This window comes from Xanthomonas sp. CFBP 8443 (assembly GCF_025666195.1).
Taxonomy (GTDB): Bacteria; Pseudomonadota; Gammaproteobacteria; order Xanthomonadales; family Xanthomonadaceae; genus Xanthomonas_A.
In genome coordinates, this window is the sequence record NZ_CP102592.1 from 1922310 (window position 1) to 1936808 (window position 14499).

General features: G+C 69.7%; 9 protein-coding genes. 7 read left to right on the forward strand and 2 right to left on the reverse strand.

The window, feature by feature from the left end; all coding sequences use genetic code 11:
* Positions 1-27: 27 nt before the first annotated feature.
* The 5 genes from infB to pnp all read left to right on the forward strand — a co-directional run bounded on the left by infB (position 28) and on the right by pnp (position 7179).
* The gene (gene infB, locus NUG20_RS08290; protein WP_263397880.1) at positions 28-2733 is read left to right on the forward strand and encodes a translation initiation factor IF-2; all 2706 of its coding nucleotides are present in this window, start codon (positions 28-30) and stop codon (positions 2731-2733) included.
* Between the two features lie 117 nt (positions 2734-2850).
* A complete protein-coding gene (gene rbfA, locus NUG20_RS08295; RefSeq protein WP_263397881.1) occupies positions 2851-3255 on the forward strand; it encodes a 30S ribosome-binding factor RbfA in 405 nt (134 codons plus the stop codon).
* Between the two features lie 241 nt (positions 3256-3496).
* Positions 3497-4423, forward strand: a complete 927-nt coding sequence (truB, locus tag NUG20_RS08300) for a tRNA pseudouridine(55) synthase TruB (RefSeq protein ID WP_263397882.1) — start codon at positions 3497-3499, stop codon at positions 4421-4423.
* A 222-nt stretch (positions 4424-4645) separates the two neighbouring features.
* Positions 4646-4906 (forward strand): 30S ribosomal protein S15, encoded by a 261-nt coding sequence (rpsO, locus tag NUG20_RS08305; protein ID WP_104558665.1) that lies wholly within the window; start codon positions 4646-4648, stop codon positions 4904-4906.
* Positions 4907-5070: 164 nt separating this feature from the next.
* A complete protein-coding gene (gene pnp, locus NUG20_RS08310; RefSeq protein WP_263397883.1) occupies positions 5071-7179 on the forward strand; it encodes a polyribonucleotide nucleotidyltransferase in 2109 nt (702 codons plus the stop codon).
* Positions 7180-7609: 430 nt separating this feature from the next.
* On the opposite strand, the gene NUG20_RS08315 is transcribed toward pnp, so the two are convergent.
* Positions 7610-8980 (reverse strand): sensor domain-containing phosphodiesterase, encoded by a 1371-nt coding sequence (locus NUG20_RS08315; RefSeq protein WP_263397884.1) that lies wholly within the window; start codon positions 8978-8980, stop codon positions 7610-7612.
* Between the two features lie 115 nt (positions 8981-9095).
* Positions 9096-9413 (reverse strand): DUF3175 domain-containing protein, encoded by a 318-nt coding sequence (locus tag NUG20_RS08320; RefSeq protein WP_263397885.1) that lies wholly within the window; start codon positions 9411-9413, stop codon positions 9096-9098.
* Between the two features lie 121 nt (positions 9414-9534).
* Between NUG20_RS08320 and NUG20_RS08325 the strand changes: the two genes are divergently transcribed.
* Complete coding sequence (locus NUG20_RS08325) at positions 9535-9714, forward strand: hypothetical protein (RefSeq protein ID WP_263397886.1); 180 nt, start codon at positions 9535-9537, stop codon at positions 9712-9714.
* 241 nt (positions 9715-9955) lie between these two features.
* A complete protein-coding gene (locus tag NUG20_RS08330) occupies positions 9956-14314 on the forward strand; it encodes a DEAD/DEAH box helicase (RefSeq protein ID WP_263397887.1) in 4359 nt (1452 codons plus the stop codon).
* Positions 14315-14499 lie beyond the last annotated feature (185 nt).

Sequence of the window (14499 nt, forward strand, 5' to 3'; positions counted from 1 at the left end):
GGGCGCCAACCAGATCATAGGATCCGAATGTCGCAGCAAACCACCATCCGCAAGCTGGCCGAACTGGTGAACACGCCGGTCGATAAACTGCTGGTTCAACTGGCCGAGGCCGGGATGAAGTTCAGCGGTCCCGACCAGGTCGTGACCAGCACCGAAAAGATGAAGCTGCTCGGCTTCCTGCGCCGTACCCACGGCAAGACCGACAAGCCGGTCGAGGAAGAAGCCCAGGCCGCGCCGAAGAAGATCACCCTGAACCGGCGCAAGCTGCAGGAAGTGACGGTCAGCGCCGGGCGCAGCAAGACCACGGTCAACGTCGAGGTCCGGCAGAAGCGGACCTACGTCAAGACCGCCGAGGACCTGGCCGCCGAGCGCGCGGGCATGTCGTCGGGCGGGCGGGTGGATGACGAGCGCGCCGAGATCCTGCGCAAGCTGGAAGCCTCCAAGCAGCGCAATCTGGCCGAACAGCAGAAGCTCGCCGAGCAGGACCGCGCGCGCGCCGAGGAAATCGAGCGCAAGCGCCAGGCCGAGCAGGACGCGCGCGACCGCGTGGAAGCCGAGCGCAAGGCCGCGCAGGCCGCTGCGGAAGCCGAGTCGGCGCCGCCGGCGGCTGCGCCTGTCGCCGCTGCGACGCCGAATGCCGGTGCCGCCACTGGCGGCGCCGCCGCCGCGCCGCGCGCGCCGCGTCCGGCCACCGCGCCGCACCATCCGCCGAAGCCGGCCGCGCCGCGCAGCGACGACCGCAACGCCGGCAACAAGCACAAGACCCGCGGCTCGCACGTGATGGTCGCCGGCGTCGAGGACGACGACAGCACCAGCCGCTTCGCCGGCCAGTTGCACCTGTCCGCCGCCGATCGCGCGCGCCGTTCCAACGTGCGCGGCAAGCCGCGCGGCGGCAACAGCGGCGGCCGTCGCCAGCCCGAGGTCTCGCGCAGCGGCGGCGGCGCGCACGGCTTCGAGCGTCCGACCGCACCGGTGGTGCGCGAAGTGGCGATCGGCGAGACGATCACCGTGGCCGACCTGGCACAGAAGCTCGCGCTGAAGGGCGGCGACGTGGTCAAGGCGCTGTTCAAGATGGGCGTGATGGCCACCATCACCCAGTCCATCGACCACGACACCGCGGCGCTGATCACCGAAGAGCTCGGCCACAAGCCGGTGCGCGCGGGCAGTGCCGACGCCGAGGACGCGCTGCTGGCGCACACCGAGGACGAGCAGGGCGAGAAGCTGCCGCGGCCGCCGGTTGTCACCATCATGGGCCACGTCGACCACGGCAAGACTTCGCTGCTGGACTACATCCGCCGCACCAAGGTCGCCTCCGGCGAAGCCGGCGGCATCACCCAGCACATCGGTGCCTACCACGTCGAAACCGACCGTGGCGTCATCAGCTTCCTGGACACCCCGGGCCACGCGGCCTTCACCTCGATGCGCGCGCGCGGCGCCAAGCTGACCGACATCGTGGTGCTGGTGGTGGCGGCCGACGACGGCGTGATGCCGCAGACGATCGAGGCGGTCAAGCACGCCAAGGCGGCCGGCGTGCCGCTGATCGTGGCGGTCAACAAGATCGACAAGTCCGGCGCCGATCCGCTGCGGGTCAAGAACGAACTGCTCTCGCAGGACGTGGTCGCCGAGGAATTCGGCGGCGACACCCAGTTCGTCGAAGTCTCGGCCAAGACCGGCGCGGGCATCGATACGCTGCTCGACGCGATCTCGCTGCAGGCCGAAGTGCTGGAACTGAAGGCGGTGTTCGATGGCCGCGCCAGCGGCGTGGTGATCGAATCCTCGCTGGACAAGGGCCGCGGCCCGGTGGCGACGGTGCTGGTGCAGCAGGGCAGCCTGAAGAAGGGCGACTACCTGGTGTGCGGCGTGCAGTACGGCCGCGTGCGTGCGCTGTTCGACGAGACCGGCGGCCAGCCGTCCGAGGCGGGTCCGTCGATCCCGGTGCAGGTGCTGGGTCTGTCCGGCGTCCCGGATGCGGGCGACGACTTCGTCGTGGTCGACGACGAGCGCCTGGCCAAGGACGTGGCGCAGCAGCGCGAGACCAAGCGCCGCGAATCGCGCCTGGTGTCCTCGGCGGGCAGCCGCATGGAAGACATCATGTCGCAGCTCGGCAAGGGCGAAGGCCAGCTGTCGCTGAACTTGGTGATCAAGGCCGACGTGCAGGGTTCGGTGGAAGCGCTCAAGCAGTCGCTGGTGGCGTTGTCCAACGAGCAGATCCGCATCAACGTGATCCACTCCGGCGTGGGCGGCATCACCGAGTCCGATGCGAACTCGGCGCTGGCTTCCAAGGCCACGGTGATCGGCTTCAACGTGCGTGCGGACGCCTCGGCGCGTCGCATCATCGAAACCAACGGCATCGACCTGCGCTACTTCTCGATCATCTACGACGTGATCGACCAGGTGAAGCAGGTGGCCTCCGGTCTGCTCGGCGTGGAAATCCGCGAAGAGATCATCGGTACCGCCGAGGTGCGCGACGTGTTCCGCAGCTCCAAGTTCGGCGCGGTCGCCGGCTGCATGGTCGTGGAGGGCGTGGTCAAGCGCAACAAGCCGATCCGCGTGCTGCGCGACAACACCGTGGTGTTCGAAGGCGAGCTGGAATCGCTGCGTCGCTTCAAGGAGAACGTCGACGAGGTGCGCAACGGCACCGAATGCGGCATCGGCGTGAAGGCGTACAACGACGTCAAGCCGGGCGACCAGATCGAGTGCTTCGAGCGCATCGAAGTGCAGCGCACGCTGTGATGTAGCCGGGACTCGGGTCCCGGGACTCGGGACTCGGAAAAGCAGGAGCTATCGCTTTTGCTCCTCCGAGTCCCGAGTCCCGAGTCCCGAGTCCCGCATTAAAAGAGATCCCGGACCATGGCAACAAAATCCTTCCACCGCACCGATCGCGTGTCCGCGCAGGTCCGCCGCGACCTGGGCACGATCGTGCATTCGGCCGTGCGCGATCACGGCCTGCCGTCGGTCAGCGTGTCCGATGTCGAGATCAGCCGCGACCTGGCCCATGCCAAGGTGTTCGTCACCGCGTTGCTGCCGGAGCGTTCCGCCGAAGCGGTCAAGGGCCTGAAAGAGCTGGCGCCGCAGTTGCGCAGCGAGCTGGCGCGGGCGATGAAGCTGCGCCACGTGCCCGAACTGCATTTCCACTACGACGATTCGGTCGACCGCGGCGAGCGCATCGACAACCTGCTGCGCGACATGCCCGAACTGCAGCAGTCCGAAGACGAAAGCGACAGCGATAGCGAGCCGGCTCCGTCCAAGGAGTGAACGGTCGCACGATGCGAAAGCATCGATGCCGTACGCAAGCCGCATTGGCGAACGGCAAGCAGGTTTTTGCATCGATGGCCGTGCTTTTCCAGCGTCGTCGCCTGCGATAGTCGTACCCGCTGTCCGCTGACCATTCGGCAGCTATCACCAAGTCCAGCCTGCGCCATCGCAGGCTTTCACCGTCCGACTCCCGATTGCGCTTTCCCGAGTCCCGAGTCCCGAGTCCCCGGTCCCGAACCCCATGCCCGTCTTCGGCCCCCGACTGCCCCGCATTTCCTTTCGTCGCCTCGACGGCATCGTGCTGCTCGACAAGCCGGCCGGCATGAGCTCCAACGCCGCGCTGCAGGCGGCGCGGCGCCTGTTCCGCGCGGAGAAGGGCGGCCATACCGGCAGCCTGGATCCGCTGGCCACCGGCCTGTTGCCGTTGTGCTTCGGCGAAGCGACCAAGCTGGCCGGGCTGCTGTTGGGCTCGGCCAAGGCCTACGAGGCGCAGATCGTGCTGGGCGTCACCACCGACAGCGACGATGCCGACGGCGCGGTGCTGCGCACCCGGCCGGTGCCGCCGATCGATGCGGCGGCCCTGCAGGCGGCGCTGGCGCCGCTGCGCGGTCGCATCCGCCAGCGCGCGCCGATCTATTCGGCGCTCAAGCAGGGCGGCGAGCCGCTGTACGCGAAGGCGCGCCGCGGCGAGGCGATCGAGGCGCCGGAGCGCGAGGTCGAGGTGCACGCCATCGACGTACTCGCCCACGAGGGCGAGCGCCTGCACCTGCACGTGGCTTGCGGCTCCGGCACCTATATCCGCAGCCTGGCCCGCGACCTGGGCGAGACGCTGGGCTGCGGCGCGCATATCGCCGGGCTGCGGCGGTTGTGGGTGGAGCCGTTCCGGGAGCCGCGGATGGTGACCCTGGAGCAGCTGCAGCGGCTCGCCACGCAGGACCCGGCGGCGCTGGACGCGCTGCTGCTGCCGCTGGCCGCCGGCCTGGCCGATTTCCCGCCGCTGTGCCTGGACCATGCTGCGGCGCAGCGCTTCCGCATGGGCCAGCGCCTGCGCGATGCCGCCTGGGCGCCGGGCGCGGTCGCGGTGTTCGGCGCCGACGACCTGCCGCTGGGGCTGGGCCAGGTCGACTCCAGCGGGCTGCTGGCGCCGCAGCGCATGTTCAACCTGTGATCCGGCGCGCGCAGGGCGCACCGGCGGGTCCCGGAAGGGCGGTCGGGCGCGCGGTCGAATCGTGACGCAGCGTTAACACCTTGTCCGCCAGGGCTGGGACCGGTACAATTCCGCGGCCTTTACGGCATCCCTGCGCTCCGGCGCAATCCTTCGCAATCGGCGAGCCAGGCGGTGCGTCATCAGCACGTTCCTGCCGGCCCCGCATCTCAGAGAAAACACACCATGTCCGTCGACACCCAGAAAGTCATCGAAGAAAACAAGCGCGGCGCCGCCGATACCGGCTCCCCGGAAGTGCAGGTGGCCCTGCTGACCGCCCGCATCGAGCTGCTGACCGGCCACTTCAAGACCCACAAGAAGGATCATCACAGCCGCCGCGGCCTGCTGCAGATGGTCAACCGCCGCCGCAGCCTGCTCGACTACCTGAAGAAGAAGGATGGCGAGCGCTACAAGGCGCTGATCGAGAAGCTCGGCCTGCGTCGCTGAGGCAACGAACCCCACCGCGGCGCAGTGATGCGCCGCGGTTTTGTTTTGGGTAGTACCGTGGCCCGGGGAATGCTCCGCGCCGCCGGCCGGATCCTCCCGGCCACCCGCCAGCGGCATGGGCCGTCAGCGGTCCATTCGAAGACAGCATCATCCAAGGAAACCCCGTGGCAAAAATCACCAAAACCTTCCAGTACGGCAAGCACACCGTCACCCTCGAAACCGGCGAGATCGCCCGCCAGGCCGGCGGCGCCGTCATCGTCAAGATGGACGACACCGTACTGCTGGTCACCGCCGTCGCCGCCAAGAGCGCGCGCGAAGGTCAGGACTTCTTCCCGCTGACGGTCGACTATCAGGAGAAGTTCTACGCCGGCGGCCGCATCCCCGGCGGCTTCTTCAAGCGCGAGGGACGTGCGACCGAGAAGGAGACGCTGATTTCGCGTCTGATCGACCGTCCGATCCGTCCGCTGTTCCCGGAGGACTACAAGAACGAAGTGCAGATCATCGCCACGGTGATGTCGATGAACCCGGACATCGACGGCGACATCGCCGCGCTGATCGGCGCCTCGGCCGCGCTGTCGCTGGCCGGCACCCCGTTCAACGGTCCGATCGCCGCCGCCAAGGTCGGCTACAAGAACGGCGAGTACATCCTCAACCCGACCGTGTCGGAGTTGAAGGAATCGCAGCTGGAGCTGGTCGTGGCCGGTACCGCCAACGCGGTGCTGATGGTCGAGTCCGAAGCGGCGCTGCTGTCTGAGGAAGTGATGCTCGGCGCGGTCACCTTCGGCCATCGCGAGATGCAGAAGGTCATCAACATCATCAACGAGCTGACCGTCGAAGCCGGCACCAAGCCGTCCGACTGGGTCGCCCCGGCGAAGAACGAAGGCATGATCGCGGCGCTGAAGGAAGCGGTCGGCGATCAGCTGGCGTCGGCGTTCCAAGTTCGCGACAAGCTGCAGCGCCGCGACGCGATCTCGGCGATCAAGAAGGACGTGCTGGCGCAGCTGACGCCGCGCGCCGCGGTGGAAGGCTGGGTCGTGGCCGACCTGTCCAAGGAATTCGGCGAGCTGGAATACCAGACCATGCGCGGCTCGGTGCTGAGCACCAAGGTACGCATCGACGGCCGTGCGCTGGACACCGTGCGTCCGATCAGCGTCAAGGCCGGCGTGCTGCCGCGTACCCATGGCTCGGCGCTGTTCACCCGCGGCGAGACCCAGGCGATCGTGGTCACCACGCTGGGCACCGCCCGCGACGGCCAGGTGATCGACGCGGTCTCCGGCGAGTACAAGGAAAACTTCCTGTTCCATTACAACTTCCCCCCCTACTCGGTGGGCGAGTGCGGCCGCTTCGGCGCGCCGAAGCGTCGCGAGATCGGCCACGGCCGCCTCGCCAAGCGCGGCGTGCTGGCGGTGATGCCGAGCATGGAAGAGTTCCCGTACACGATCCGCGTGGTTTCGGAAATCACCGAGTCCAACGGTTCCTCGTCGATGGCCTCGGTGTGCGGCAGCTCGCTGGCGCTGATGGACGCCGGTGTGCCGGTGAAGGCGCCGGTCGCGGGCATCGCGATGGGCCTGGTCAAGGAAGGCGAGGATTTCGTGGTGCTGTCGGACATCCTGGGTGACGAAGATCACCTGGGCGACATGGACTTCAAGGTCGCCGGTACCGCCGAAGGCGTGTCCGCGCTGCAGATGGACATCAAGATCGAAGGCATCACCGAAGAGATCATGAAGCAGGCCCTGGCGCAGGCCAAGGCCGGCCGCCTGCACATCCTCGGCGAGATGGCCAGCGCGCTGACCGGTCCGCGTTCGGAGCTGAGCGACTACGCGCCGCGCCTGCTGACGATCAAGATCCACCCGGACAAGATCCGCGAAGTGATCGGCAAGGGCGGCTCGACCATCCAGGCGATCACCAAGGAAACCGGTACGCAGATCGACATCCAGGACGACGGCACCATCGTCATCGCCTCGGTCAACGCGATCGCTGCGCAGGCCGCCAAGGCGCGCATCGAGCAGATCACCTCGGACGTGGAGCCGGGCCGCATCTACGAAGGCAAGGTCGCCAAGATCATGGACTTCGGTGCGTTCGTCACCATCCTGCCGGGCAAGGACGGTCTGGTGCACGTGTCGCAGATCTCCAGCGACCGCGTCGAGAAGGTCAGCGACGTGTTGAAGGAAGGCGATCTGGTCAAGGTCAAGGTGCTGGAAGTCGACAAGCAGGGCCGCATCCGCCTGTCGATGAAGGCCGTCGAGGAAGGCGAGGGCGTGTCGGCCGAGTAAGCCGTCGGCGTCATCGCTGCGAAAAAAGCGGGCTTCGGCCCGCTTTTTTTATGGGCGCGGCGTTGGGTGGAGTGGGGCTTCGTGAATGGTCGGGAGCGGCAGGCACGACCGGTCCCTGTACCTGTAGGAGCGGCTTCAGCCGCGACCGGGGCCTTCCCGGTGAATGCCCGGTCGCGGCTGAAGCCGCTCCTACAACATCTATCCAGATCCTCTGGAGATTCGCCGCGGGCTTAGGTTTTATGGGCGGCGTGGGCACGAAGCACGCATGCTGGCTCGGCGCTAGAGGCACCAAGAGGCAAGGAACATTGTGGGAGCGACTTCAGTCGCGACGGGCTGTACCGGCAATGCCCGTCGCGACTGAAGTCGCTCCCACAACGCCGTCCAGCTGCGATACCCCGGCCGACATGCCCCGGCGAAGCTTGTAGCCGACTCAGACAGGCTCGTCGCCGGCCGCCGGATACCGCGCCAGGTGCGCCGACAGCGGTCCCGGATGCGCCAGCTGGTAGCCCTGGCCGTAGCGCGCGCCCAGCGCCTGCAGCGTGGCCAGTTCGCTCTCGGTCTCGATGCCCTCGACGATCACGCTGGCGTCGGTCTCGGCGGCGAAGGACAGGATCGCCAGCGCCAGCCGCTGGCGCCGCGGTTCGGCGTCGATGCCGCGGGTCAGGGTCAGGTCCAGCTTGATGATGTCCGGCGCCAGGTGCAGCAGGTGGCGCAGGCTGGCGAAGCCGGTGCCGGCGTCGTCCAGGGCGATGCGCAGGCCCTGCCGCTGCAGCGCGCCGATATGCTCGGACAGGCGCGGATAGTCCGGCGCCTGCAACTGCTCGGTGATCTCCAGCACCACCCGCGACAGGTCGTGGCCGTGCAGCAGCGCCTCCAGCTGCGGATGCAGCAGGGTCTGCGCGGAGACGTTGATCGCCAGGTACAGCGGCGGCGGCAGCTGCGCCAGCAGGTTCAGCGCCTTGCGCGCGGCGGCCAGTTCCAGCTCCAGCGCCAGCCCGGCCTTGCGCGCGTCGTCGAACCAGCGCAGCGGCGGCAGGCCGGGATGGGACGGGAACCGTGAGAGTGCCTCGACCCCGACGATGCGCCGCGAGGCCAGCGCCAGTACCGGCTGGGTCACGATCTGCAGGCGCGCGTTGGCGACCGTCTCGCGGATCCGCGTGGCGATCGCCGCCTTCTCGCGGAACGCGTGTTTCTCCGCGTCCTGCCGGCGCGCGATATCGGTCTGCAGCGCGGCGCGGTCCATCGCCAGCGCCAGGGTCGCGCCGACCAGGGTCGCCAGCATCTCCAGCGTGCGCACGTCCTGCGGGGTGTAGCTGCAGCGGTAGGGCGACATCACCTTGAGCACGCCGATGCCGCGCTCGCCGTAGCGCAGCGGCGCCACCAGCATCGAGCGCAGGCCGACCTTGCGGCAGGCCTCGCGATTGACCCGCGGGTCTTCTTCCGAATCGTCGCAGCGCAGCACCTGGCCGCTGCGCATACACAGCCCGGACAGGCTGCTGCCGCTGGGCAGGCGCAGGCCCAGGTGCTGTTCGGCGACGCCGCTGGCCGACCAGTACAGCATGTCGTCGCCGTCGCGCATCTCCACCACCGCGCCGGTGGAGCGGGTCAGCTCCTGCGCGCGACGCGTCACCACGTCGACCACCTGCAGCGGGTCGCTGCCGGCCGCGGCGATCTCGCCCTGGGCGAGGATGATCCGCGACAGCAGCAAGGCGTCTTCGCTCATCGCCGAGGCGGGGCCGCGCTCGGCAGCGGCATCGGCAGGGCGCTGGACCCGGTCCGAAACGTCGGGTTGCTTGGTCATGTCCGGATCATGCGCCGATGGGTCGGCGCAGAGCAACGGGGCGCCCGGAGCGGTCAGCCGGGCGCGGGATCGCCGCATGCGCCGGGCTGCGCCGCCGCGCGCCGGGCCGCGGCATTCAAACGGCGGTGCGGTCCTTGCGCGGCTTGCCGTACAGGCTGCGCAGTTCGTCCTTGGCCTGCTCCAGCACTTCGCGGCGCTGCGCCGGCAGCTGCTTGCCGGCACGGTTGATGTAGAAGGTCAGCATCGACATCGCCGAGCGGTAGGGACCGGTGCGGCGGCGCGCGCTCTGGTCGGCGGAGTGCTTGAGCGAACGGGCGATGGACACCGGGTCGTCGCGTTCGAACACGCTGGGCGTGAGATCCAGCGCATCGCTGCTGTCGTTGATGCGCTGTACCCAGTGGGCGGTGGAAACGTTCGGGCTGCTGTGTGCCATGGACGATGCTCCTTGCTGGTGACGAAGTGGAACGAGGGCGTTAACGCAGGAACTGCGCGGCGCCGACAGTAGGCGCAGGGGTGGGAAGGCGATATGCGCTGCGCGCATGTACGCCGGCGGCATGCACGCACGCTTCACCGCGCTCGGGGGTGCGACGGGCGGCGCGGCCGATGCGTTCGAACAACGCCGGCGCGAATGCCTGCCGACGTCGACGCTGCTGTTCGATCATGCTGCCATGCCGCATGCAGGACTCCCCGAGCGAGTGTCATGTCCGTTGCCGATGCTGGATGCGCAAACGTGACGACGTCGACAACATAACCGCGCATCTCGGGTCTCGTGGTAGACAGTGCGATTTCCGATGAACGATTAACCGGAAACCCCTGCAAAACAGCGGCGTCGCGCCTGCACGCTTGATCGGCGCTGGTAACGTCACCAGTTATCGCTGGGTACGCCGTTGCCGCGATTGTCGCGTGAGACAATCGGTCGGGTCCGCTTCCGCCGGCCTTGCACTCGCTCGCAATGGCCGCGCCGCAGGAGACCGCATGTCGTTGCCGCAAGCACGCTTCCATCCCGCCGTCGCTCGCTGGTTCGAGCGCCGTTTCCCTGCGCCGACGCCGGCGCAGGCGGCCGCGTGGCCGGCGATCCAGGCCGGGCGGCATACGCTGGTGGCGGCGCCGACCGGCTCCGGCAAGACCCTGACCGCGTTCCTCGCCGCGCTCGATGCGCTGGTGCGTGAAGGCCTGCGCGAGGGCGGGCTCGCCGATCGCACCCAGGTGCTGTACGTGTCGCCGTTGAAAGCGCTGTCCAACGACATCCAGCTCAATCTCGACGCGCCATTGGCCGGCATCCGCGCCGAACTGGCCGCGCTCGGCCTGCCCGACGTGGAGATCCGCACCGCGGTGCGCACCGGCGACACGCCGCAGCGCGAGCGCGCGCAGGCGCGGCGGCGCCCGCCGCACGTGCTGGTGACCACGCCCGAATCGCTGTACGTGCTGCTCGGCTCGGTCTCCGGTCGCGACGCGCTGCGCCACGTGCGCACGGTGATCGTCGACGAGATCCATGCGCTGGCGGCGAACAAGCGCGGCAGCCACCTGGCGCTTTCGCTGCAGCGCCTGCAGCAGCTGTGTGCGGTGCCGCCGCTGCGCATCGGCCTGTCGGCGACGCAGAAACCGATCGATGCGGTCGCGCGCTTCCTGGTCGGCAGCGCGGCGGTACACGACGGCCAGCCCGATTGCGAGATCGTCGACATCGGCTATGCGCGCGCCCGCGACCTGGCGCTGGAACTGCCGCCGACGCCGCTGAGCGTGAGCATGTCCAACGACCAGTGGCAGCAGGTGTATGCGCGCCTGGCCGAGCTGGTGCGCACGCATCGCACCACGCTGGTGTTCGTCAACACCCGGCGCATGGCCGAACGCACCGCGCGTCATCTCGGCGAGTTGCTCGGCAACGAGGCGGTGGCGGCGCATCACGGCAGCCTGGCGCGCGAGGCGCGGCTGCTCGCCGAGCAGCGCCTCAAGGCCGGCCAGTTGCAGGTGCTGGTCGCCACCGCATCGCTGGAACTGGGCCTGGACATCGGCGACGTGGACCTGGTGTGCCAGCTCGGCTCGCCGCGCTCGATCGCCAGTTTCCTGCAGCGCGCCGGGCGCTCCGGCCATGCCGTCGGCGGCACCCCGAAGGCGCGGCTGTTTCCGCAGTCGCGCGACGACCTGGTCGAATGCGCGGCGCTGCTGGACTGCGTGCGCCGCGGCGAACTGGATGCGCTGCACATGCTCGACGCGCCGCTGGATGTGCTGGCGCAACAGCTGGTCGCCGAGGTGGCGTGCCAGGAATGGGAAGAAGACGCGCTGTACGCGCTGGTGCGCGGCGCCTGGCCATACGCGACGCTGCCGCGCGAGCGCTTCGACGCGGTGCTGCGGATGCTCAGCGACGGCTTCAGTACCCGGCTCGGCCCGCGCGCCGGATATCTGCATCGCGACGCGGTGCACCGCCGCGTGCGCGAGCGCCGCGGCGCGCGCATGGCCGCATTGACCTCCGGCGGCACCATTCCCGAGACCGGCGACTACAGCGTGCTGCTGGAGCCGCAGGCCGAGAACATCGGCACGGTCAACGAGGACTTCGCGGTCGAGAGCCTCAGCGGCGACGTGTTCCAGCTCGGCAACGCCAGCTACCGCATCCTGCGCGTGGAACCGGGGCGGGTGCGGGTGGAGGACGCGCGCGGCGCGCCGCCGAACATCCCGTTCTGGCTCGGCGAGGCGCCGGGGCGCAGCGACGAACTGTCGGCCGGCGTGTCGCGGCTGCGCGCGCAGTTGGAGCAGTGCATGGAGCGGGGCGGCGCGGCGCAGGCGCTGGCCTGGCTGCACGAGGAAGTGGCGCTGGACGCGGCCGCGGCGCAGCAGCTGGTCGACTACCTGGGCCGCGCGCGTACCGCGCTGGGTGCGCTGCCCACGCAGCGCTGCATCGTGCTGGAGCGCTTCTTCGACGACAGCGGCGGCACCCAGCTGGTGATCCACAGCGTGCACGGCAGCCGCATCAATCGCGCCTGGGGCCTGGCCCTGCGCAAGCGCTTCTGCCGCACCTTCAATTTCGAACTGCAGGCGGCCGCCACCGAGGACGCGATCGTGCTGTCGCTGTCGACCCGGCACAGCTTCGCGCTGGAGGAGGTCGCGCGCTACCTGCACCCGTCGTCGGCGCTGGACGTGCTGGTGCAGGCGCTGCTGGAGGCGCCGCTGTTCGGCGTGCGCTGGCGCTGGAACGCGACCAACGCGCTGGCCTTGCCGCGCTTCACCGGCGGGCGCAAGGTCGCCCCGCAGCTGCAGCGGATGAAGTCCGAGGATCTGCTGGCCACAGTGTTCCCGGACCAGGTGGCCTGCGCCGAGAACCTGGTCGGCGAGCGTGAGATTCCCGAGCACCCGCTGGTCGCGCAGACGCTGCACGACTGCCTGCACGAGGCGATGGACAGCGACGGCTGGCTGCAGCTGCTGCGCGGCATCGCGGACGGCAGCGTGCGCGTGCTGGCGCGCGATCTTGCCGCGCCGTCGCCGCTGGCGGCCGAGGCGCTGGATGCACGGCCGTACGCGTTCCTCGACGATGCGCCGCTGGAGGAGCGCCGCACCCAGGCCGTGCACAGCCGCCGCTACCAGGATCCGGACAGCGCCGACGATCTCGGCCGGCTCGATCCGGAGGCGATCGCCGCGGTGCGCGAGGAGGCCTGGCCGCAACCGCGCAGCCGCGACGAGATGCACGAGGCGCTGGTCGCGCTTGGTGCGCTGGACGCCGCCGAAGCCGCTGCGCACGACGCGTGGCCGGCCTGGCTGGCGGAACTGGCGGCCGATGCGCGTGCCACCCGGTTGCAGGGCGTCGGCAGCGACGGCGCCGCGCTGTGGGTCGCGGCCGAGTCGCTGGCGCTGGTCGCGCCGCTGTATCCGCAGGCCGCGGCGCAGCCGCGCATCGCCGTGCCCGACGGCTATGCGATCGACGACTGGCAGCGCGACAGCGCGCTGCGCGAGCTGCTGCGCCTGCGCCTGGCTGCGCTGGGGCCGGTGACCGCGGTCGCGCTGGCGGCGCCGCTGCGGCTGCCGCTGCGCGAGGTGCAGGCGGCCTTGCTGGCGTTGCAGAGTGACGGCTACGTGCTGCCGGGCCGCTTCAATGCCGATGCCGGCGACGACGAGTGGTGCGAGCGCCATCTGCTGGCGCGCATCCATCGCTACACCCTGGGCCGGTTGCGCCGCGAGATCGAACCGGTCGCGCCGCGCGACTACGCGCGTTTCCTGTTCCGCTGGCAGCACCTGGACGGCGAAGGCCGGGTCGCCGGGGCCGAAGCGCTGGCCAGCGTGCTGGCGCAACTGGAAGGCTTCGAGGCGCCGGCGGCGCTGTGGGAAAGCGAGCTGTTGCCGGCGCGCGTACGCGACTACGCCCCGGCCTGGCTGGACGAACTGTGCAGCGCCGGACGCACGCTGTGGACGCGGCTGCGCCCGGCCGCGGCCAGCGCCGGCGGCGCCGGCTCGCTGCGCAGCACCCCGATCCTGTTGTTGCCGCGGCGCAGTGCCGCGCAATGGTCGCGGCTGCTGCCGGCGGCGGCTGCGCCGGTCGCGCTCGGCTCGCGCGCGCAGAAGGTCGCCGACTACCTGGAGGCGCACGGCGCTTCGTTCTTCGACGAGATCGCCGACGCCACGCGGTTGCTGTCCACCGAACTGGAAGAGGCGCTGGCGGACCTGGTGGCGGCCGGCCGCATCCACTGCGACAGCTACGCCGGGCTGCGCGCCTTGCTGGTGCCTGCCTCCAAGCGGCCCTCGGCGCTGTCGCGGCGGCGGCGCCGGGTGCCGTTGTACGGCATCCAGGATGCGGGCCGCTGGGCGCTGTTGCGCGGCGCTGCCGATGGCGGCGATGCGGCCGTACGTGGCGAGGCCATCGAACACCTGGCGCGGACCCTGCTGCGCCGCTACGGCGTGGTCTGCTGGCGCCTGCTCGAGCGCGAGGCGGCGTGGCTGCCGCCGTGGCGCGAGCTGCTGCGCGTCTATCACCGGCTGGAGGCGCGCGGCGAGATCCGCGGCGGTCGCTTCATCAGCGGGCTGTCCGGCGAGCAGTTCGCGCTGCCCGAGGCGATCGGCCTGCTGCGCCAGCTGCGGCGCCAGCCGCACGATGGCGCCTGGCTGTGCATCGCCGCCGCCGACCCGGCGAACCTGCTCGGCGGCGTACTGCCGGGCAACCGCGTGCCGCGGGTGCCCGGCGCGCGCGTGCTGTACCGCGACGGGCTGCCGATGGCGACTTGGGTCGCGGAGCGTTTCGAACCGTTGCAGGACATGAGCGCCGCCGACAGCGCCGCGGCGCGGCAACGGCTGAGCGAGCCGGTCGCGTCCGGCACGCGCGACGCCATCGCCGCGATGCTCGCCTGCATGGGCTGACGACGCCGCAGTGAGACCCGATCGCCGCTCTCGCTCGACAAGCAGCGCGATGCCGTTCGATTGAGGTTCTTCACGTGTTGTCTACAAATTATTGTGGTGCAAATCACCATTTTTTTCGGGATTCCGGGGCGGTAATTTCCCGTTGAGAAAAGTGCGGCACTAAGCGGCAGGCATGGGCCGCGTAC